This is a genomic window from Aliagarivorans marinus DSM 23064 (genome assembly GCF_000429485.1).
Taxonomy (GTDB): Bacteria; Pseudomonadota; Gammaproteobacteria; order Enterobacterales; family Celerinatantimonadaceae; genus Aliagarivorans; species Aliagarivorans marinus.
The window spans coordinates 51208-71849 of the sequence record NZ_AUBY01000013.1; the positions used below are offsets into that span (position 1 = coordinate 51208).

At 55.8% G+C, this 20642-nt stretch carries 20 protein-coding genes; 6 read left to right on the forward strand and 14 right to left on the reverse strand.

Annotated features, from left to right (window positions below; all coding sequences use genetic code 11):
* Positions 1-9: 9 nt before the first annotated feature.
* The 8 genes from edd to G461_RS0104645 form a co-directional block, all read right to left on the reverse strand.
* The gene (edd, locus tag G461_RS0104610) at positions 10-1815 is read right to left on the reverse strand and encodes a phosphogluconate dehydratase (protein WP_026970973.1); all 1806 of its coding nucleotides are present in this window, start codon (positions 1813-1815) and stop codon (positions 10-12) included.
* Complete coding sequence (locus G461_RS0104615) at positions 1812-2366, reverse strand: gluconokinase (RefSeq protein ID WP_051333355.1); 555 nt, start codon at positions 2364-2366, stop codon at positions 1812-1814. Before G461_RS0104615 ends, edd begins: the two co-directional genes overlap by 4 nt.
* Positions 2363-4831, reverse strand: coding sequence for a GH36-type glycosyl hydrolase domain-containing protein (locus G461_RS23270; protein ID WP_084429000.1), 2469 nt, complete (start codon positions 4829-4831; stop codon positions 2363-2365). Before G461_RS23270 ends, G461_RS0104615 begins: the two co-directional genes overlap by 4 nt.
* Before the next feature lie 49 nt (positions 4832-4880).
* Positions 4881-5903, reverse strand: coding sequence for a LacI family DNA-binding transcriptional regulator (locus G461_RS0104625; RefSeq protein ID WP_026970975.1), 1023 nt, complete (start codon positions 5901-5903; stop codon positions 4881-4883).
* 210 nt (positions 5904-6113) lie between these two features.
* A complete protein-coding gene (locus G461_RS0104630) occupies positions 6114-7100 on the reverse strand; it encodes a Gfo/Idh/MocA family protein (protein WP_026970976.1) in 987 nt (328 codons plus the stop codon).
* Between the two features lie 98 nt (positions 7101-7198).
* Positions 7199-9301, reverse strand: coding sequence for a TRAP transporter permease (locus G461_RS0104635; RefSeq protein WP_245587150.1), 2103 nt, complete (start codon positions 9299-9301; stop codon positions 7199-7201).
* A 62-nt stretch (positions 9302-9363) separates the two neighbouring features.
* Positions 9364-10368 carry a TAXI family TRAP transporter solute-binding subunit gene (locus tag G461_RS0104640; protein WP_026970978.1) on the reverse strand — a complete coding sequence of 335 codons (1005 nt, stop codon included), beginning with the start codon at positions 10366-10368 and terminating at the stop codon, positions 9364-9366.
* 150 nt (positions 10369-10518) lie between these two features.
* Positions 10519-11214, reverse strand: a complete 696-nt coding sequence (locus G461_RS0104645) for a substrate-binding periplasmic protein (RefSeq protein ID WP_169727227.1) — start codon at positions 11212-11214, stop codon at positions 10519-10521.
* Between the two features lie 155 nt (positions 11215-11369).
* Between G461_RS0104645 and G461_RS23275 the strand changes: the two genes are divergently transcribed.
* On the forward strand, positions 11370-12050 hold the full coding sequence (locus G461_RS23275) for a L,D-transpeptidase family protein (protein ID WP_245587151.1): 681 nt from the start codon (positions 11370-11372) through the stop codon (positions 12048-12050).
* A 36-nt stretch (positions 12051-12086) separates the two neighbouring features.
* Here the strand turns inward: G461_RS23275 and G461_RS0104655 are convergent, their stop codons facing one another.
* From G461_RS0104655 to G461_RS0104675, 5 genes are all read right to left on the reverse strand, one after another.
* Entirely contained in the window at positions 12087-12581 is a 495-nt protein-coding gene (locus G461_RS0104655; protein WP_026970980.1) for a SixA phosphatase family protein, read from the reverse strand.
* Positions 12582-12672: 91 nt separating this feature from the next.
* Positions 12673-13752, reverse strand: coding sequence for a 23S rRNA (cytidine(2498)-2'-O)-methyltransferase RlmM (gene rlmM, locus G461_RS0104660; protein ID WP_035479367.1), 1080 nt, complete (start codon positions 13750-13752; stop codon positions 12673-12675).
* 43 nt (positions 13753-13795) lie between these two features.
* A complete protein-coding gene (locus tag G461_RS0104665) occupies positions 13796-14173 on the reverse strand; it encodes a DUF423 domain-containing protein (protein ID WP_051333356.1) in 378 nt (125 codons plus the stop codon).
* A gap of 13 nt (positions 14174-14186) precedes the next feature.
* On the reverse strand, positions 14187-15119 hold the full coding sequence (locus G461_RS0104670; RefSeq protein WP_026958933.1) for a transcriptional regulator GcvA: 933 nt from the start codon (positions 15117-15119) through the stop codon (positions 14187-14189).
* A gap of 233 nt (positions 15120-15352) precedes the next feature.
* Positions 15353-16270, reverse strand: a complete 918-nt coding sequence (locus G461_RS0104675; RefSeq protein WP_026970983.1) for an ADP-ribosylglycohydrolase family protein — start codon at positions 16268-16270, stop codon at positions 15353-15355.
* A 307-nt stretch (positions 16271-16577) separates the two neighbouring features.
* Here G461_RS0104675 and G461_RS0104685 point away from each other — a divergent pair, with 307 nt between their 5' ends.
* From G461_RS0104685 to galU, 5 genes are all read left to right on the forward strand, one after another.
* On the forward strand, positions 16578-17435 hold the full coding sequence (locus G461_RS0104685; protein WP_051333357.1) for an NAD(+)--dinitrogen-reductase ADP-D-ribosyltransferase: 858 nt from the start codon (positions 16578-16580) through the stop codon (positions 17433-17435).
* 147 nt (positions 17436-17582) lie between these two features.
* The gene (locus G461_RS0104690; RefSeq protein ID WP_026970985.1) at positions 17583-18149 is read left to right on the forward strand and encodes a septation protein A; all 567 of its coding nucleotides are present in this window, start codon (positions 17583-17585) and stop codon (positions 18147-18149) included.
* 2 nt (positions 18150-18151) lie between these two features.
* Entirely contained in the window at positions 18152-18451 is a 300-nt protein-coding gene (locus G461_RS0104695) for a YciI family protein (protein WP_026970986.1), read from the forward strand.
* Positions 18452-18586: 135 nt separating this feature from the next.
* Positions 18587-18859: a ComEA family DNA-binding protein gene (locus G461_RS23280; protein WP_211236248.1), complete on the forward strand. Its 273-nt coding sequence runs from the start codon at positions 18587-18589 to the stop codon at positions 18857-18859.
* Positions 18860-18973: 114 nt separating this feature from the next.
* The gene (galU, locus tag G461_RS0104705; protein ID WP_026970987.1) at positions 18974-19870 is read left to right on the forward strand and encodes a UTP--glucose-1-phosphate uridylyltransferase GalU; all 897 of its coding nucleotides are present in this window, start codon (positions 18974-18976) and stop codon (positions 19868-19870) included.
* A gap of 46 nt (positions 19871-19916) precedes the next feature.
* Here the strand turns inward: galU and G461_RS0104710 are convergent, their stop codons facing one another.
* On the reverse strand, positions 19917-20636 hold the full coding sequence (locus G461_RS0104710; protein ID WP_157360238.1) for a tyrosine-protein phosphatase: 720 nt from the start codon (positions 20634-20636) through the stop codon (positions 19917-19919).
* Positions 20637-20642: the final 6 nt, after the last annotated feature.

Here is a 20642-nt window from a genome sequence, read left to right on the forward strand (position 1 = left end):
GCCATCGAATCAATCAAATAACACACAAGCACCGCGCTCCGCATCGCTGACTAGCTGGCGAAAAGGGTTAAACAGCTCCCGCCCTACTCCAACGTGTTGGGCGGTTTTGCTATCGCCGAGCGACTCTCTGGCCGACAACTGCGCTTCGGTGCTCAGACAACGCAGTACCCCTCGGGCGATATCTAGCTCGATCATATCGCCGTCGCGCAGCTTAGCGAGTGCTCCCCCCTTGGCGGTCTCGGGACTCAGGTGTAAGGCCGCAGGGATCTTCCCGGATGCACCAGAGAGGCGACCATCGGTGACCAAGGCCACCTGATGGCCACACTTTTGCAAGTTGGCGAGGATCGGCATCAGTTTGTGCAGCTCGGGCATGCCATTGGCCGCCGGGCCGTTGTAGCGCACGACGATCACCAGATCCCGGTTCAGCTCACCGCGTTGATAGGCGTCGGCCACTTGATGCTGGCAATCGAACACCTTGGCAGGCGCTCGCACATACTGATGCTGTGGCGCCACCGCACTGGCTTTGATCACCGCGCGGCCCAAATTGCCTTGCAGCAACTGTAGGCCGCCATTTGGCGCGAAGGCTTCACCGTCAGCGGCAATTACTTGAGGGTTGCAGCTGACGTCGGCCGGGCGCCAGGCCAGCTCACCCTCTTGCAGATAGGGCAGCCGCAGCGACTCACTGAGCGGCCCGTAAACACCCATCGCATCCAGATGCAGCAGTTCTCGCTGGGCCAATAAGCGCAGCAAGCTCGGCACCGCACCGGCCTGCTCAAAGGCATTGATGTCAGCCGGTCCGTTAGGGTACATACAGGAGAGCTGCGGGGTGACTGCGGCCAGCTTGGCAAAATCGTCCCAGTTGAGAATAAAGCCGGCGGCTCGGGCAATCGCAATCATATGCAAGGTATGATTGGTGCTCCCCCCAGAGGCCATCAAGGCGACCAAGCCATTGACCAGAGCCCGCTCATCCAACACCTGATAGAGCGGGCGATAATCGCCACTGCCGCGGGCAATCTTCACCATATGTCCGGCGATATGCTCGGTGAGCATGTCTCGCAAGGCGCTGTTGACCGGTACAAACGCGCTGCCCGGTAACATCAGTCCCATCGCTTCGAACACCAGTTGATTGGTGTTGGCGGTGCCGTAGAAGGTGCAGGTACCAACGCCGTGGTAGGCTCGGTTTTCCATCGCCTGCAGCGCATCTTGGTCTATCTCACCCGCCGCATACTGTTGGCGGATCTGAGTCTTTTGCTCGTTGCTGATCCCCGTTGGCATTGGGCCGCTGGGCACAAATGTCGTAGGCAAATGGCCAAAGGACAGCGCTCCCATCAACTGCCCCGGAGCAATCTTGTCGCATACCCCCAATAACAAGCAGGCATCGAAGCCTTGGTGGCTGAGCCCCAGCGCGGTGCTTTGGGCAATCAAGTCGCGCGAGTAGAGCGATAAGTCCATCCCGCTTTGCCCTTGTGTCACCCCATCACACATCGCTGGCACGCCCCCGGCCACCTGCGCGCTATGGCCCAACGCCGCCAGGTGCTGCTGGATCTGCAGGGGATAATGCTGGTAGGGCTGATGCGCGCTCAGCATATCGTTGTAGGCGCTGATGATGGCCACATTGACCCGGGTAAAATCCATCAAGGTCTGCTTTTGCGACTCGCCGCAGGCCGCGATGGCGTGGGCCAGATTGCCGCAGCTCATCCGCGCCCGGCTGCTGCCCAGTTTGGCTTGCGCCTGCATACGCTCGAGGTAGTCCTGCCGAAGCGCTCGGCTGCGCGCAGCGATATCTTGGGTAACTTGTTGAATGACCGGATTCATTGGGAACTCTTTTTGAAAGTGGGGCTAGCAGCAATCGCCGAGCGGCAACGCTGCACCACCTCATCCAAGCTGCCATCGATATCAATGCTAAGCACATCGGGTTCGCTACTATCAGGTAGCTCGAGGGCGGCGAACTGGCTATCCAGCAGCTGCCGCGGCATAAAGTGGGCAGCGCGCTGCTGCAGGCGCTTGGCTACCAACTCTGGGCTGCCAGACAGATGAAGGAACTGCAGCTGCGCGCGGCTTTGGCGAAGCTGCTCGCGGTAGCACCACTTAAGCGCAGAGCACACCACTACCGCCGATTGCTGCTTGCTGGCAAACTCATCCGCTACCTCGCGCACTCGCGCCAACCAAGGCAGGCGGTCTTGATCATTGAGCGGCTGGCCGCTGCGCATCTTAGCGATATTCTCGCGGGGGTGCAGGTCGTCACCGTCCACAAACGGCAGGCCCAGCTGAGCGGCCAGCTCGGCAGCCACGGTTGACTTGCCGCTCCCTGAGACGCCCATCACCAGATAGATTGTGCTAGAGGAGATTGTACTAAGAGAACTCATAAGCTCGACGCCTCAGCTTGGGAGTGAACCGCAGTAACACTGCCAATGTGGCAGATAAGGTGGTAGTGCTGCCCAGCTTTAAGCTCGGTCAAGCGAAAACAGTGCTCAGTGAGCTGCTCGATGCGCACACTACTGACCTGCGGAGTTCTTTTCCCATTGGTGACTCGATTATGTTCGACCAAGTTGGCAGGGCCCACATCACCACTGACTTTATCGCCCTCTCGCACAAAATCGATCCGCACGCTGGCGCCGCGGAACTGTCGCGTCACCGAGGCACTTGGCCAGCCCTGTGGCAACTGCGGCTGCACCCGCAGTCCTTGCTCATCGCCGCGCAGGCCAAACAGCTGCTCAACCATTAGCTGATAGAACCATGCGCAGGTGCCGGTATTAAACAGGTTGCTGGAACGCCCGGCGGTGCGCGGGTATTGGTAGTAGGCACCGCGGTAGTAGTTGGGCAGATAGACCGGCAACTGGCCACGTACCGCCAGCTCTTCAGCGCTGTTATCCGGTAGCATCTTGCGCAACACCTCGAAGGCGCGCTCGCTCTCACCTACCGTATAGAGCGAGGTGGCATAAAAGGCAGCGGCGTGGTTGTACACCGAGCCATTCTCGGCGCTACCGGGCCATTTCTGGGTAACCCGCCCAACATCATCACGCATTGCAGTAAAGGCCGGGGCGCTCATCATCACCCCATAGGGTGTATCAAGCTGTTGGTCGATCGCCTGCAGCATCGCTTGCTGCTGCTCACCGTTGGCCGCGCCACACAATAGCGCCCAGCTTTGGGCGTTGAGGAAGATCCGCCCTTCCTTGTCATCGCTCACACCAAACAGCACGCCCTGATCGGTGATCCCGCGGCCAAACCATTGACCATCCCAAAAGTTTTGGTTAATCCGCTGATTCAATCCGCCGACATGCGCTTCAAAGCGCTCCGCCCGCTCATTGGCCTGCCGCTGACGGCAGATAGGTGACCAAAGCTGCAAGGCATAGGAAATCGCCTCGGCCAACCAGCCGGAGACACCCTTGCCTTGATAGCCCACCATGTTCATCGGATCGCACCAATCACCTTGTGCGATATAAGGCAGCCCGCGCTCATCGTTGGCCTGACACAGATACTCCATGGCGCGACTGACATGCTCGAACACGCAGGCGGTCTCGTCGCTATCGGCCCAACCCAGCGGCTCATCCAACAGCGCATAATCATTGGTTTCGCGCAGATAGGCGCTCAGCACGATCGCCAACCAGACCGGGTGGTCGGTGTGTGGCACCTGATTGATGTATTTGAGCTCCGCCTCATCACTGAGCAAGATCCCATCGGGCATCTCGCCACTCACCGCCTGCTGCTGCAAGGCGGTGATAATCGCCACTCGGCAAGCCTGTGGCTTGATGTAGACCATTCCCATCGCATCTTGCAGGTAGTTGCGGGTTTGCGGGTCGGTGGTCAGGCGGTTGCTATCGCCATGGTAGAACACCTGCCGGGGTAGCCAATGGTTAACAAAATCATTGAGCTGCGCATCGGGGGTGTCGATATCGATAACGCCTTTGGCCTCGCCAATATACTGCGCTAGCGCCTGTCGATTCAGGCTCGGATCGGCCTCGATAAAGCGCTGCTTAAGCGCGGCGATCTCGCTCTCATCCTTCGCTGGGCCAAAACCAAGTCGTAGCTCCGTGGACTCATCGGCCAACAGTTCATAGCTAAACTGCATAATCGCCGCGGGCATCTCATAGTGGGCCTCTCCGTTGGCCAAATTCTGGCCGTCTTGCAAGGCACTCGGGTTATGCAGGCCTCCCTCTCCTTCGAAACGTTGCAGCCCCACCTCGTAAAAGTCCGGCGCACGGTCGGCGGTAAGGAAGGTCAGGTCTTTGAAGTGCTGGTGTTTAAAGTAATCCTCAACCTTTTGATAAGGAGTGACACAGCTACAGACGATGGCGTTGAGCTGAGCATCAAAGCGGCCCCCCATATTCATCCAAGACGAGTAGCCCACGGGGAAATAGGGGATCAGCGATAGGCGGCGCGCCCGCCCACTAAGGTTACGCAGCTGCACCGTCCACAGCTCCAGTACTTCATCGGCGGCCAGCTCCAGGGTTATAACCAGCTCAATACCAAGCTTCTCGATACGCCAGCGAATGTCACTGAGGCCAGGCTCAAAGGCGAAGCTGTCCAACTGACTCTTCATCGGCTCATAGGGCGCCGAGAACATCTCGCCAGTTTGCTCATCGCGCAGGTAGAAAAATCGCCCGGGGTGGTGGCTGAAATAAGGCTGTTCGGGCTGCATAAAGCTCTGCCCGGCCAGGTTCGGCACATGGGCATATTTACGCGGCTCTGGGTCCATATACTGGCTCACGGCAAAGCCACGGCAGTTCATATGCAGCATCATCTTCGGATTCCAAAGATAGGCGGCACTGTTGGGCGCGATGCAGGGGTCGTCCAGTTGGTAGCGGGTGCCCTGTTCAATAAACTTCGCCATATGAGTCATCCTTGTTTCGGGTAAAAGTCGTTGCTAAGTGTTGTAGGTCTTAGTTGTCTGTAACGGTGTCCGTAGCTGGGCGGGTACTCTGGCGCGCCACATAACGCGGCGGCGCTAGCTCAGGGATCGGCAGCTCTAACTGATAGGCCAAATTGAGCACCTGCCTGCTGGCAGCCAAGGCCATCTGTTCTATGGGGATGGCAATGGTGCTTAGCGGCGGCGAGGAAACTGCGGCGAAATCCACATTATCGTAGCCAAGCACTGCCACATCCTCAGGAATGCGTAGCCCTCGCGCCTGTAGCTCCGACAGCGCCACCAAGGCGACTTTGTCGTTGCCGCAGAACAGCGCATCGAAGTGGCGGCCTTTGCTTAACAAGTGCTGCACGGCCAAACGCCCCCCAGCAAAGTCATAACGCCCGTCGATGAGCAGCTCAGGGTCGATTGGCTGCCCTTGGCGGGCCAGCTCGTCAAGAAAGCCGCGTTGGCGCAGCTGGGCATCCTGGGCACTCAAGCGGCCGCTGATACAGGCAATCCGCTGATGCCCCGCAGCGAGCAGGCTCTGGGCGGCAATGCGCCCCCCAGCATAGTGATCAACACTAAATGAGTGATTAGCGCCGCGATCCGAGGCATGGTTAATCAGTACCAAAGGCGGGCTAGGCTGCTGCGTTTGCAGCATGTCATCCACCAGCAGCTCCGGGCAGGCCATCAGGATGCCGTCGCAATCGCGGTGGATAAGGTCTTCAAGGTGGCGGCGGTATACCTCTCGGCAGCACGCCCCACCCACGTTGGCGAGGATAAGATGCTTGCCATATTGACGCAGCTCATACTCGATAACTTCTATCAGCTGCTGATAAAACGGCCCCGACAGTGACGGCAGCCACAAGCCAATCAGGTTGGAGCGTTGCGTAGAGAGCGCCCGCGCCAGGCTATTGGGCCGATAGTTAAGTTGGCGCATCGCCTCGCGCACCTTTAGCTCGGATTTCTCCGACACCCCACCGCGGCCTGAAAGGTAGCGAGATACCGTCCCTACTCCCACCTGAGCCAACTTCGCTACATCTTTAATGGTTGCCATTGCTATCTGCCACTACTACCTACCACTACTCACCAGTAATGACTGAAGCTTGGCGTGTCCATCGCTCGGCAACAAGGGCCAAACAGCAAAAACGGAACCGATTCCAAATCTATTTATTCGATCACGAAACCGACTCTATAAATTTCATAGATGAGCAAGCCTGAAGAACGCGCTGCAACACTATTAGGCTGCAGCGCAGAGTGGGTATGCTTAGTTGTCGAGGAAGGGGTAATGTACGCCCAGCTTGTTGAGCGCCTGCTCCATCACCCGCATATTGCCAAGCGTATCCAGCCAAGGGATGGTGTCGGACTGTAGCTTGCCTTCTTTAAGACAGCGCATCACTTCCATGGCCTGGTATTCAAAACCGGAGCTTTGGAAGGGGCCATCAAACTGCTGTTGCTCGCCGTTAAGCAGGCTTAGTGTGGCGCTATGGCAGCTCCAGAACATATCGTGGACGGTGATCTTGCCCTTGCTACCGTAGATGATCATGTCGTTGTTCAGCTTGACCTGAAAACTGCAGGTGAACTGGCTAACCGGGCCACCATAGTTCAGGGTCATCGAGGTTTGCTCATCCACCCCGGTCTCACCCACAATGCCATCAACACTGATCGACTCTGGGTCACGCCCCATCACAAACTGGGACAGGGCAACGTTGTATACTCCCATATCCAGCAACACGCCACCGGCCAGATCGCGATTTAGCATACGGTCACCTGGGTCGCGCGGCACATCGAAGCCAAAGCTGGATTGAATCATCGACACCTCGCCGATCACTCCCTCATCCAGCCAACGCTTAACCTGTTGCCATACCGGCAGAAAGCGCGACCACAGCGCTTCCATCAAGAACACCTTGTGCTCACGCGCCAAGGCGATCAGCGCTTCGGTTTGGCCAGCTGAGACAGTAAGCGGTTTTTCACACAACACCGGCTTACCGGCTTTTAGGCAAAGCTCAGCGGTCTCAAAGTGGAAGCGGTGGGGATTGGCAATATAGATGGCGTCGATATCCGGGTCTTGGGCCATCGCTTGATAACTATCGTAAGTGCGCTCTGCGCCATACTCCTTGGCAAAGGCAGTGGCACGTTGCACATTCGAGCTGGCAACGCCAAGCAGCGTGGCCCCCTCAACAACTCTTAGCCCTTCAGCAAAGCTGCGGGCGATGCGCCCCGGCGCGATGATTCCCCAATTGAACGTAGTCATGGATCACTTCCCTTTTGTATGTAGTGTTAGGGCGAATATAAATCCGCCCTATCGCTAGGCTAGTGTTCCAGAGCTGGCGCCGATAGGCACCTGTGGATTCAAGATTCTGTGAGCGTTCTCGCCTTTCCTCCCCCACTGTTGAAAAGCTTTAAACTCAGTAACATAAGGACGAGTGCCGCCAACTTCCACGGCCATGCCAATGGCCATAGCAATGCAACGCAGGAAAGTGCAATCAACACCCTTTGTAAAGGCGAGAGTGCGCGGGTGTGCCAGCCTTGCACCGCTAGGGTAAAGGCGTACAGGCCGGGCAGTGCAAAGGCGAACACCTCAAAGGCCGCCCACCAGTTTTGGTGCACCAAGGGGGTAAAGGCAATCAGTAGCGGCACGATGTATAGCCCCTTAGCCACTTTCCAAGAGGTAAAGCCGGTGGCCATCGGTGGCGATTTGGCAATCGCTGCCGCGGTGAAGGTGCACAGGCACACCGGCGGAGTCACGTTCGAGTCTTGCGAGAGCCAGAAGATAATCAGGTGCGCCGCGAGCAGCAGCACCGCCAGCTGGCTCTCATCCACCAGCATCGGCCGCAGCAAGGTTAGCATCTCTTCTGGCAGCTTGGTGACCAGCTCAGCGGCTTGAGTCACCGTTAAGGCCGCATCGCCGGGCGCGACACCGGCTAGCATTAGTATCGCTTGCACCTCACTGCCCACGGTGCCCGAGCTTAAAGCCAGCACCAGCTCGGCGTTAGCCATCAACTGAACCAGCGCCGGGGCTGACAGTGTAGCTAACACGATATATGACGCGGTCACCGGTAGCCCCATTCCCAAGATCAGCGAGGCCACCGCCACCAGTAAGATGGCGATCAGTAGGCTGCCGTTGGCCCACTCGGTAATCATCAACGAGAAGGTATTGCCAATCCCGGCGGTGACGATCACGTTAACAATCAGCCCCACCGAGCACAGCAAGATCGCAGTTACCACCATATTACGCGCGCCCAGCGCCAAGGCATCGGCAATGCCTCTGACCCCGAGCTTGGTGGGCGTAAACCACGAGCAGACAATCACCGCGATGATCGCAATCACCGCGGCATAGGTCGGGGTGAAGCCAGACACCAGCAGGCCAATTAGCAGGCTCACCGGCACGATAAACGACAGCCCCTCTTTGAGCAGCAGCGGCAGCAAAGGTGGCAAGTCGATATCCGGCTTGGTCATGCCAATGCGGAAGGCCTCGGTGCGCACATAGAAAAACAGCGATGCGAAATAGAGAATCGCGGGCAGGATACTGACCACCACAATGGTGCCATAGGGGATCTGGGTATAGCTGGCCATCACAAAGGCGCCCGCCCCCATGATTGGTGGAACAATCTGCCCACCAGTCGATGCCGCCGCTTCCACCGCTGCAGCAAAGCGCGGGCTAAAGCCAGCGTTCTTCATCAGTGGAATGGTCACCACCCCGGTGGAGGCGGTATTGGCCACCGCGCTACCGGAGATAGTACCGGTTAATCCGGAGGCGATAATTGCCACAATGCCCGGCCCACCGATTAAGCGACTGGCGATCCGCTGGGATAGCTGGATCACGAAATCCCCAGCCCCGGAGCGCAGCAAGAACGCACCAAACAGGATGAACATAAACACAAAGCTGGCGGAGATCCGGGCGATGTTGCCGAATAGCGCATCATCGCCAAACAGGCTGCGAAACAGCACCGTTTCAACGCTCAGCCCCTTAAACTGGAATACCCCGGGCACAAACTGTCCCCACCAGGAGACATAGCTCAGCGCGGTGATAATCAAGATTGGAATAACCCAACCGGTGGCTCGCCGGGTCATATCGATAGCGCCGAGGATGATCACTATCGACGCCAGATACTCCGCCTGAGTCAGCCGTAAGCCTCGCTGATAGATGGCGTCTTCCGAGAACAGCATAAACACCGCAGAACTCGCAACCAGCAGGGCCCACAGGCCCACTGCGACCGTGCTGAATCGCCCGCTAGCGGCGAACACCAAACCGCCGAGCACCACAAAGCCGGCAAAGTGCAGGATGTTTTGGTGCAACACCGCCACATCGGCGAAGATATTGAAGTAAAGGTGGGCAATGCTGACGATTACCCCTAAAAACAAAATCAGGCGCGAACTGCGCACCTGATCGATTTCGTCTTCGATGCTATGTGGAACGGCGTTCCACTGCCCGGTCATTCCCTGTACTGCCAAACGCAGCTCCTCATCAACAACAGCCTATTTACCACTTCTCAGCAAACTAGAGCCTTCCAGCACTACTGGGCAACCAAGTTGTCCGGAATGGTCAGCCCGGCTTCACGGTAGTAGCGTGCGGCCCCCGGGTGCAGCGGTGCAGGCAGACCGGCCAGCGCTTTTTCCAGCGCCATGGCATTGGTGGCTTTGTGGATGGCTTGCAGGAAGCCTAGGTTTTCGTAGATGGTTTTGGTGAGCAGGTAGACGAACTCTTCATCCACATCCTGATGCACCGCCAAGAAGTTAGGCTGGGCAATGGTCGGCCAGTCTTCACTTTGGCCGGGATAGGTGTTGGCAGGGATCAGATAGCGGGTCCATAGGCTCATACCGCCGTTCACCTCGGCAACCTGCGCGTCGGTCACTGTCAGTGGCTGGATATCATCGGCAGCGGCGGCAAACAGCTTGGTGACCGCACCGGTTGGCACGCCTGCCGGGGTGTTCACCCCTTCCACTTGGCCATTTTGCAAGGCCTCGGCTGAGGGGCCATAACCGGCTGAGAACAGGTCCATCTGCTCATCGATATTGATGCCCAGATTGCCCAATAAGAAGCGGTTAGAACCAATGGTGCCGGAGTTCTTTTTGCCCAGAGCCATCTTCTCGCCGACTAAGGCTTGCAGGTCACTCAGATCGCCCTGCTTGGCGTGTTCTTTTTTCACGATGAACTGCTCGACGTTTTGCCAGAGCATGGTGATGGAGCGCAGGTATTGCTGCTCGCCTTCACTCTCCAGCGGGCCGCTACCTTCTACCGCATAAGCGCCATATAGCCCTTGCAAGATGGCAAATTGGGCCTCTTGTTCACGCAACAGCTTAACGTTCTCCGCAGAGCCCGCCGAGTTAATCGCAGAGATACTCACCCCATGCTTGGGCTGGATCTTCACTTTGGTAAGGGTTGCCAGGGCCACCCCCACCGGGTAATAGGTGCCACCGGTGCTGGCAGTCGCCAATAGATAGTTAGTGCCTACATCGGCGTGACTCGCCGTGGTTAGCATTGCCAAACTCAGTAGTGCCGATTTAATCCACTTCCCCATGGGTATAGCTCCTTGCGGTATTAACCATTTATTAACAATTGAGCCTAGCAGTAAAGTGCGCCTTCTCAAGCACTTAGTAATGCCTCTTAGACTAAAGTTGAGAGCCTCTCGTTGCGCTGAACGGTGAGCAACGGCTCCTTGCCCGGTAAATCAGAAGTACTCGGCCAGCAGCTCCCGGTACTTGCCTGAGCGAATCAAGGCATCAAGAGCTTGCTGAAAACGCTCAACTTCTTGTTGGGGGGTCGCCAAATGAAAGGCAAAGCACAGTTCTTTTTGAAACAGCTGATAGCTGTCGACCAGATGGACGGGCACGTCCTCGACTTCATCCCAAATCAATGCGATCAGGTCCAAGCGCCCTCTCTCCAACAGCTCCAACATCTGCTCGACACTTCCCAATGGATGGAGCTTATCGGTTAACTGGTGGTGGCTAATATAGTGATCACTCGCGGTATTACGGATAGCGCCGATTCGATAAGCGGACAACTGTTCTACGTGAGTAAGATCGAGCGGCCGATCGGGGTGGCTAAACAGGTGCGCGCTTACCTTGCGGATCGGACAAGCCCAGTGAAATAGCGGCATTCGCCCTTCAGTCTGAACCACTGAAAACAGCGCGGTGCCGGCGACCTGCTGCGCCATACGGTAGGCGCGATTCCAAGGCAGAACGGTAACCTCAGGAGTCGGGCTCCCCAACTCCTCAAATACCAGCTGTAGCAGCTCGACACTCATCCCGGTAGGCCTGCCCGCTGACGTGAAGTTATAGGGGTAGAGCTCCTCGGTAACAAAATTCAGCTGTTCGAGGGTGGTAGCCCGGCCATGATTGCCGACACCCAGCGTACAGACCAGCATGACAGCAAGCCCGAATCGTAGAAAACTACCTGCCAGCATTTCAGCTCCCCATGTGTACCAGAACTAAACCTAGAACAGGTACAATAATTGAGCGAATGAGCTTTTCCTTAGACGTGAGGCAGCTTACACTCAGCCTCTAGCTGGGAGGAAAAGGAATGACACGGCGTTTGTTTTTTGTTGTTGGATTATGGTTGGTGCTTATACCCATCGCCCATAGCCAGACCTTTATGACGACCCAGCAGGTTATCAAGCAGATCCACAACCAAAGCCTGCAGCGCTTAATGCCGCTGTTCGTCGCAGCGCGGGTGGACTACCCTCCAGAGCGCATCACCTTTTTGGCCAGCAAAGACTCCAACCGACTAGAGCTGTGGGCCGATGACGGCAGCGGCTATCGCTTCGTTCATCGCTATCTGATCTTGCACGCCAGCGGCGAAGCGGGCCCCAAGCTTCGCGAAGGTGACCGGCAAGTGCCCGAGGGGATCTACCGGCTAACCCATCTCAACCCTAACAGCGCCTTTCATCTGTCGATCCGCATCGACTACCCCAACAGCTTCGACAGAGAGCGGGCCGCCGAAGAGGGTCGCCATCGCCCCGGCTCGAATATCTTTATTCACGGTAAAGCCGACTCGGTGGGCTGTCTGGCGATGGGCGATCAGGTGATTGAGGATCTGTTTGTGTTGGTGGAACGGGTGGGACTCGAGAACAGTCAGATCATGATTGCACCACATGACCCGCGCATTAGGCCTTTACTACCGAGTGCAGAGCATCTACCAGAATGGACCCAAATCCTCTACCACCAGCTGGAACAAGGTTTTAGTCAATTTCAGTACCAATAAGCGACTCACTTGCTTGGCTACTTGGCGAATGGCTGACTAGCTGCGCGGTCGCCGCACCACCGAGAACAGCGCCAGATATGCACAATCAGCACTCAGCGCAGACCAGCTCGCAATATCGCACTCCAGCTTAATCACTGCGCAGGTGGGTAGCTTGGTTATAGCCTCGCCGGTTAGCCACTCAACCAGCTCATGGATGGCCGGGTTATGGCCAAGCACGGCGATTTCAGTTAAGGCGTCGGGAATCGCCTGCAGCTCATGCAGCAGTGCCTTATCATCGAAGGTGTATAGCGGGTCCAGATACTGGCTATCGAGCAAGGCGCCCTGTTGTTGGAATAGCGCCAGTGTCTGTTTGGCGCGGGTGGCGGTAGAGCAAAAACAGCGCTCCACCTGACTTAGCTCAACCAGATGACGCAGGGCCATCTTATTAGCGGCATTCACGCCACGCGGGGTCAAGGGCCGCCGATGGTCATCTAGCGACAGATCGTCCCAGCTGGATTTGGCATGGCGGATAAGCCAAAGCTGACGCGGCATAAAACGCCTCCCTGCGTATTGCGCTTTTTTTGGCGCAACCAGTGCCACTCTATGAGCAGGGCTCCCAGAGCCTAGCCGATGTGTGCGTGGCTTAGTGACGCTGGTGTCGGCCTAAGCGAGCGAACACGGTGATCTCTTCACGGTCGTGGTAGAGCTGCTTGGCGCGCACCTCGAAGTCATCTCCCAACTCACTCAAGCCTTCTTTTAGCCGCTGCAAGTCTTGCTCAACCTCAGCAAAGCGCTTTTTCATCGGAAGTTTCAGGTTGAACATGGCGTACTTACACCAGCCCTCAGTTAGCCAGCGCAGCATCAGCTCGGTAACGCGCGCTGGCTTCTCGACCATGTCGCAGACCAGCCAGCTGATATTGTTGCGCTCAGGGCGGAACTTAAAGCCGTCTTCGCGATAGTGACGGACTTGGCCAGTCTCCATCAGCGATTCCGCCATCGGGCCATTGTCCACCGAGGCCACAAACATATTGCGGCGCACCAATTGGTAGGTCCAACCGCCCGGACAGGCGCCCAAGTCGACCGCGTGTTGGCCGTTCTCGATATAGTCTTGCTGCTCTTGCTCGTTGAGCAACACCAAAAAGGCCTCGTCTAGTTTCAGGGTGGAGCGGCTGGGTGCTTGCGAGGGGAAACGCAGACGCAGAATACCATTGTGCCAAGGGCTGGCATTGGCGGGCTCAGCCACACCGATCCAGCCGTGGGTGCCGTCGGTAAAAAACAGCTGCAGGATGGGCAGATTGGGGCGCTCCTTCTCGGTCAGCCAGCCCTGCTTTTGCAGCGCCTTGGCCAGTGGCCGTTGAAACTTCTTACAGAAGCTAGATAAGGCCTTGCCATCATTGGTATCGGGATATTCCAGGCGCAGGCTGCCACAGCGCGGCAGCTCAGAGCCGCTGGCGATAATGTCTTTAATGCGATCATCGGCATCTAGCTGCAGCTCTGCCAGGGCAACAAACCAGTGGCGGGTGAACACCAGTTCACGCAGGTCCAGCAGCTGATAGAGCTTGTGGGCTTCACCTTCTTGATAGCATTGAAACACTACATAGCCAGCATCGGCCTTGGCTTTGGCGAAACCAAAGATCTCCAGCTCGGCGGCGCGATGTTGGATCTCTGCGGCGCAGTCACTCTCAAAGCCACCGCGGCAATATAGTACTAGTTCGTTACTCATGGTCGTTGCTATTCATCGCTCTATTCATTGCCCTATTCATCGATCACTGGGGGGGCGTGGCCTTTGCAGGTATCATCAAAGCCAGCCAGCCCGCCACCATGGTGATGCCACCTAATGGGGTGATCGGGCCAAGCGGCGTCGCGCCAATAAAGGCTTTGATATACAAACCACCGGCAAACAGCCAGCCGCCGATAATCCAAAGCCGCGCACTATGAGGAAAACGCTGCATAACTGCAAGGGCTGCGATCAAATGAAGTAGCTGAAACTGCACCGCCAACTCCAGCAGCCCCAACGCTCGCTCATCGAGTATAGCGCTCAGTGCATGGGATGCCGCTGCGCCCATCAGCACCGCTTGTGCGCCACTGAGCGCAAGCACCACTCGCCAATACCAAGCCAAACCCGGTGCCATGTTCGCTGTCATAGTCGATGCCCTATTAGTCTGCGCCATGGATAACCGGGTTATCCACCACCAGCTCTTGCTGCTCTTTTTCCACCAGCGACATCATCCACTCACGGAAGGCGACAATCTTGCCGAGCTCGGCCTGGCTAGGCTTACATACCATGTAGTAGGCCTTTTTGCTGAGCAATACCTGATCGAAGGGACAGACCAAGCGACCAGCTTCAATCTCTGGCTTGGCCAATACGCTATGACCCAGAGCCACCCCTTGCCCATACACTGCGGCCTGTAACACCATGGTGGAGTGGGAAAAGATAGGGCCATGGTTCACGTTCATTTGGCGCAGACCCACTTGCTTAAACCAAGCCTTCCAGTCGCGACGCGAGGTGTCGTGCAGCAGGGTGTGATGTTGCAGATCGTCTGGCGACGCCAGGCCTTTATCGCCCAACAACAAATTAGGCGAACACACCGGGATCAGGTATTCGGTATGCAGCTTGTCGGCGCGCAGCCCTGACCAGTTGCCCAAACCGTAGTAGATGGCCACATCCACATCATCGGTCAGCGAGCCTTCATACATGTCCACCGCTTTGATTCGCACGTCGATATCCGGATGCAACTCAGAGAACTGCGCCAAGCGCGGTACCAACCACTGAATCGCAAAGCTCGGCTGCAAGCTCACGGTGATGGTGCCCTTGGCGCCACGTGCCAGCAGGCGGTCTGTGGCCTCGGTCAAAGAAATGAAGATATCTTTAATGTCTAGAAAGTAGCCTTGCCCCTCTTCGGTGAGCAAAAGTGCACGATTTTTACGTTTGAATAACTTAAGCCCAAGGAACTCTTCCAAGGCTTTTATCTGGTGGCTAACAGCCGCTTGAGTCACAAATAACTCTTCTGCGGCGCGGGTGAAGCTAAGATGACGAGCGGCGGCTTCAAATGCCTTGAGGGCGTTTAACGGTGGGAGTCTACGAGCCATGATAACAAAGCTTTAACCTATAAATTTTTCTAATCCATGGCTATTATAATTTATCAATTGTTCTAAGCCTAGTATCGCTCTACGATCCATCTCGCAATCAGGGTAAGAGGTCAGGCCTCTTCTAACTATCGGATTTAGTTAGTCTGGTTGCTATGTTGTGTTTGCATTTGTCAGTTTCTTGCTGACTCCCTTGTTCTTTATTTTGATAGACCCTGTTTGTCGAAAAGAATATGTTAGCCACCCTCGATTGGGTGGCTTTTTTTTGCCAGTTGCACAGCGATTTCACTGATCTCCGCCGCTTTAGTCAGCTTTTCTCGCCAGCGCAGTGGGATCGCCTCAACCCCGTAATAAGCGCCTGCCAGCTGGCCGCAGACCGCCGCAGTGGTATCGGCATCATCGCCCAAGTTCGCTGCCGCCAGTACCGCCTGCTCAAAGCTTTCGGTATGGGCAAAGCACCATAACGCCGCCTCCAGGCACTCGACCACGTAGCCGCTACCACGCAGCTGTGAGTAGGTTTTTTCCAGATAGTGCTGCTGTTGCAACTGGGCTATCTTTCGACACTCAGGCTGGTAGAGGCTGGTGCTCAGAATCGCTGCCTTGTCATCACCCTTAAGAGCACAATACAGCAGCGCGGCAAAGTAGCGACAGGCATCGATACACTCTTTCGCTCCGTGGGTGGTGCGCGAGCTCTCCCCTGAGTAATGCAGCTGCCACTCAAGGTTGGGGTGGTAGTAGATCACCACCGGGGCCAATCGCATCAGCGAGCCATTACCGGCGGACAAAGGGTGGGTGGAGCCCGCGAAGGGCTCCCCTTCACGCTGAAAGCGGCTCAACGCTTCCGATACCGTCACGCCAATATCAAAACAGCGTCCGGTACTGCTCATATAGCCCTTGGTGCGCCAATCACTGTAGCGGCGCATCTGGTCGCTAGGGTCAAAGCCGTCCTTTTCCAGCAATGACAGGGCCAGGCACAAGGCCATCGAGGTATCGTCGGTCCACTGACCCGCTTTTAAGCCAAACGGGCCACCACCGACCATATCGGTCAGTGGAGTAAAACTGCCGGGCGGTTGAAACTCTAAGCTGGTGCCGAGTGCATCTCCCGCCGCCAAGCCGAGTAAACAGCCTTGGTAATGTTGTGTTCGATTGCCCATTGGCGTAACGTCCTATTTAGCCTTGCTTGTTTATTGAGCGAACCCATTATTTAGTACCAATCCGAATAAGTAGATGTTCAGGTGTTGCGCAGGGAAAATCTTTGAGGACGAGGAAGGGCTTGCCGTAACTAGTGGGCTAATTACAAAAGCGCTGACGCTGTCACCAAAGATTTTAACCAGCAAGAATGACCAGATACTTGTTCTGATTGGTATAAACATCATACCTGTAGAGCTGGCCTCGGTATAAGGCCAAGCTCATGAGAGATAAAACTTTTTTGATAACAGCAAAGAGGGTGTGCGAGTTGCCATGAGTGAAGTCTCAGATGTTGTAGTCAGTGCCACTAGTCATCGCCTGCCGCGCTTCGCCTACAGCGCGCTGAATCGCTGCAACCTGCCAGCGGTCATTCTAGGAAGCTGCACCTATCAACACAGCCCTACACTACTTGAGATCGATGGCGTTGCCGAGTTGCATAGCGAGTTGTTTAGCAGCATCGAGCAGCTCCCCCACGCCGAAGAGCGGGCCCTGCACTTTCGCCAGTATATGCGCTCCGCCTTTCTGCTCGACCACCTGGATGAAGCCGGATTCAACCCTAATGAGCAGCGCGTTAAGCGCGGCAAAGCTGATTATTTGCGGCTACTCCGTGGCTGGATGTTTAACCCCGATGGCATAGAAGCGGCGGTGCTAAAACGCTGGGTTGAATCGCGCTTTGGCTTACTGGCACAGAGCCACCGAGGCGTGCTCGACCATCGCGACTCGCCAAACTACCAAGGCTATCAGACTGACTACATACGCGGCCTCTACAACAGTAATGCCTTAGAAGCGCAGCTGGATGTACTCTACAGCTATTGCCAGTTTGAGCTGGCGCGGCGTTGGCCCAGACAGCTTCACCGACAGCTATTCCGCGGAACCAATCGCATAGAAACCTACAACCGGACCAGCCATCACCACGATACGCTTTGCCCCATCTTGCTGAACAACCTCAACTCATTTAGCGATGACCCCCATCTGTGCGAGCTATTCGGCGATGTGGTTCTCGAAATCAAAGTCCCCACCAGCAAGATCCTCTACTTTCCCGAGCTGTTACCCGGAGTCCTTCAGGGAGAGGGCGAGTATTTGGTCCTTGGTGGGCTTTACCAAGCCTTGGAGCATCGAGGTTATTCGTGAGCAGCGTTTATCGAATACGGATTGCTTATCTTAGGAGCAGATTGCTTCTCTTAGAGCCGATCTACACCCACTATCTTGCCAGCGGGCATGGTTTACGCTAGCGTGCATGGCACTTGCACTAACCTTTTGGGGCCAAGCTAAACCACCATGAAGCAGTTTTTTGACTTTATACCCTTAATTATTTTCTTTGCCGCTTACAAGTTTTACGACATCTATGCGGCCACCTTGGCGCTGATCGTCGCAACCGCCGTGCTATTGGCCTACAGCTGGCTACGCCACAAGAAAGTCGAGCGTATGCACCTGATCTCCTTCGTATTGATCGTATTCTTTGGTGGCCTCACCTTAGTGTTGCGCGACGACAACTTTATTAAGTGGAAGCCAACCGTAATTAACTGGCTGTTTGGTGTGATTCTGCTTGGCAGCCAGCTTATCTTCAAACAGCCCATCATCAAAAAGATGCTGGGCAAAGAGATGACCCTGCCAGATAAGATCTGGAATCGCGTCAACGCCGCCTGGGCGCTGTTCTTTGTCGGCAGTGGCATGCTCAACCTGGTGGTCGCCTTTCAATTCTCAGAAGCGGTATGGGTGAACTTTAAGGTGTTCGGCCTGCTCGGCCTAACCCTGCTGTTTACCGTTGCCTCGGTGCTATACCTCTACCGTCATCTGCCGAAAGAGCAGCAAGAACAAACTTTGGAAAACAATAAGGACGTTTAATTATGTGGTACCTGATCTACTCAGAAGACATCGCTAACAGCCTGCCACTGCGCAAACAAGCCCGCCCAGCGCACCTGGCGCGTCTGGAAGCCTTGCGCGACGAAGGCCGCTTGTTGGTCGCCGGCCCCAACCCGGCCATTGATGCTGAAGACCCAGCGGAGGCCGGATTTACCGGCTCTACCGTTATCGCCGAGTTTGAGAGTTTGGAAGAGGCACAGCGCTGGGCCGATGCCGACCCTTACGTAGATGCCGGTGTTTATCAAAAGGTTATCGTTAAGCCCTTTAAAAAGGTGCTGCCTTAACCCACGCCGAGCGGCAGGCTGTCCGGTCTGCCGCTGCCTTTCTCCTCCCTCAAACACCGCTAATAATATTTTTGTCATTTTAAAATCTTCTGACTACGCTGGTTAATGACGGTAAAGTCAACAGAGGATATAAAAATGAGAAAACTACTAACTGCTATAGCAACCGCACTACTTCTCAGTACTCAGGTCTACGCCAATGAATCTATGCCACCGGAGGTGGTCGATATCAACTCAGCAACGGTGGAACAGTTGGTGGAGTTGAAAGGCATTGGCCCGCAAAAATCCGAGGCGATCGTCGCCTATCGGGAACAGCACGGCGGGTTTAACTCCATCGAAGAGATCGTGTTAGTGCCGGGTATCGGCGAGAAGATCTATTTGGATAACCGCGAGGTATTGACCATAAAATAAGCATAACTGCCGCCAAGTCAGGGGTTTGGCGGCATTCCAGAAACCCTTTTCTTTTTTCCTTCATCTCTCCGTGATAAATTCTCAGCCAGTTAATTAGACAATGGATACTCCCCCATGGGCAAACTTGTACGCAAAGCTGTATTACCTGTCGCAGGTCTTGGCACACGGATGCTGCCAGCCACCAAGGCGATCCCCAAAGAGATGCTGCCAATCGTCGATAAGCCGTTGATTCAGTATGTGGTTCAAGAAGCCATCGAAGCCGGCATCAAGGAGATTGTGCTGGTCACTCACTCCAGTAAAAACTCCATCGAAAACCACTTCGATACCAGCTTTGAGCTGGAAGCGACCTTGGAGAAACGGGTTAAGCGTCAATTGCTCGATGAGATCCGCTCTATCTGTCCCAAGGACGTCACCATCATGCAAGTGCGCCAAGGGGTAGCCAAGGGCTTGGGCCATGCCATCCTTTGTGCCCTGCCACTGGTTGGCGAAGAACCGTTTGCCGTGTTGCTACCAGATGTGATCATCGATGACGCCGCCAGCGATCTGCGCAAAGACAACTTGGCCGAAATGATTGCCCACTTCGAAGAGGGCAATCTCAGCCAGGTCATGGTGGATGCGGTGGCCGATGAGGATATCGACAAGTTCGGTATCGTCGATATCGGTGGCGTCGAGATCACCCCGGGCCAATCGGCCAACATCGTGACTACCGTTGAGAAGCCTAAGCGTGAAGAAGCACCGTCTAACTTGGCGGTAGTGGGCCGCTATGTGCTGTCGGCGGCAATCTGGCAAGAGCTGTCACGCACCCTACCCGGTGCCGGCGACGAGATCCAACTGACCGATGCCATCGCCAGCTTGATGGAAAAAGAGAGCGTGCAGGCCTATGCCATGCGCGGTAAGAGTCACGACTGCGGGGGCAAGCTCGGCTACATGCAGGCCAATGTCGAATACGGGCTACGCCACCCCAAACACGGTGCGGCGTTTAGGGAGTACTTGAAATCTTTAGCGCTCTAGTCCGCTAACCCAAGTAATCTCGGTGTGGCGATAGCTCGCCTTGGGATTAGCGGGCCCCCGACAGCAATGCTAAGGGATGATGGTAGAACAGATAGTCAGCGGTTAATGAGCCACTAAGCTCTTGAACCCGCTGATGGGCCGCACGCAAGTCCGGGCTACGGCGTTGCAAGTTATGGCAATCACTGGCAATCGCATCGATCAATTGCCGCTTCAGATAGTATTCCGCCAACTCCTGAGCAGGACTGCGGAACCCTCCAAGAAATGACCCCGCCGTCACCTGTACAAGCCCACCTCTGGCCTTCCATTGTTCAACCCACTGTGGTGCCGCCCAAACACCACGGTTTCTTTCAGGATGAGCCAGGATCGGTACCACTTGTTGCTCCAATAACCACTGAAGTAGATTCCAAAGCTGCCGGGGGATATGCGTAGAAGGAAGCTCCAGCAGCAATAATGACTTCCCCTGATAGCTGCCAAATAGTGGCAGCGCTCCCTGCTGCTGCCAATGGATGAGTTCAGGGCAGGCCCGCACCTCAGCGGCAACCTCTAGCTGGATAGTTAAGCCATTTCTTAACAGATGATGCCTAAGCTTGGTCGCTATAAGCATAATGTCGCGCCACTGATTATCATAGGTTCCCGGCATCATATGTGGCGTAGCTACGATTCGCTGGGTCCCGGATGATTGCGCCAGTTTTAGCATCGCCAAGCTTTCTTTCAGGTCTTTAGCACCATCATCAATGCCCGGTAGCACGTGACTATGTAAGTCCACAAACTC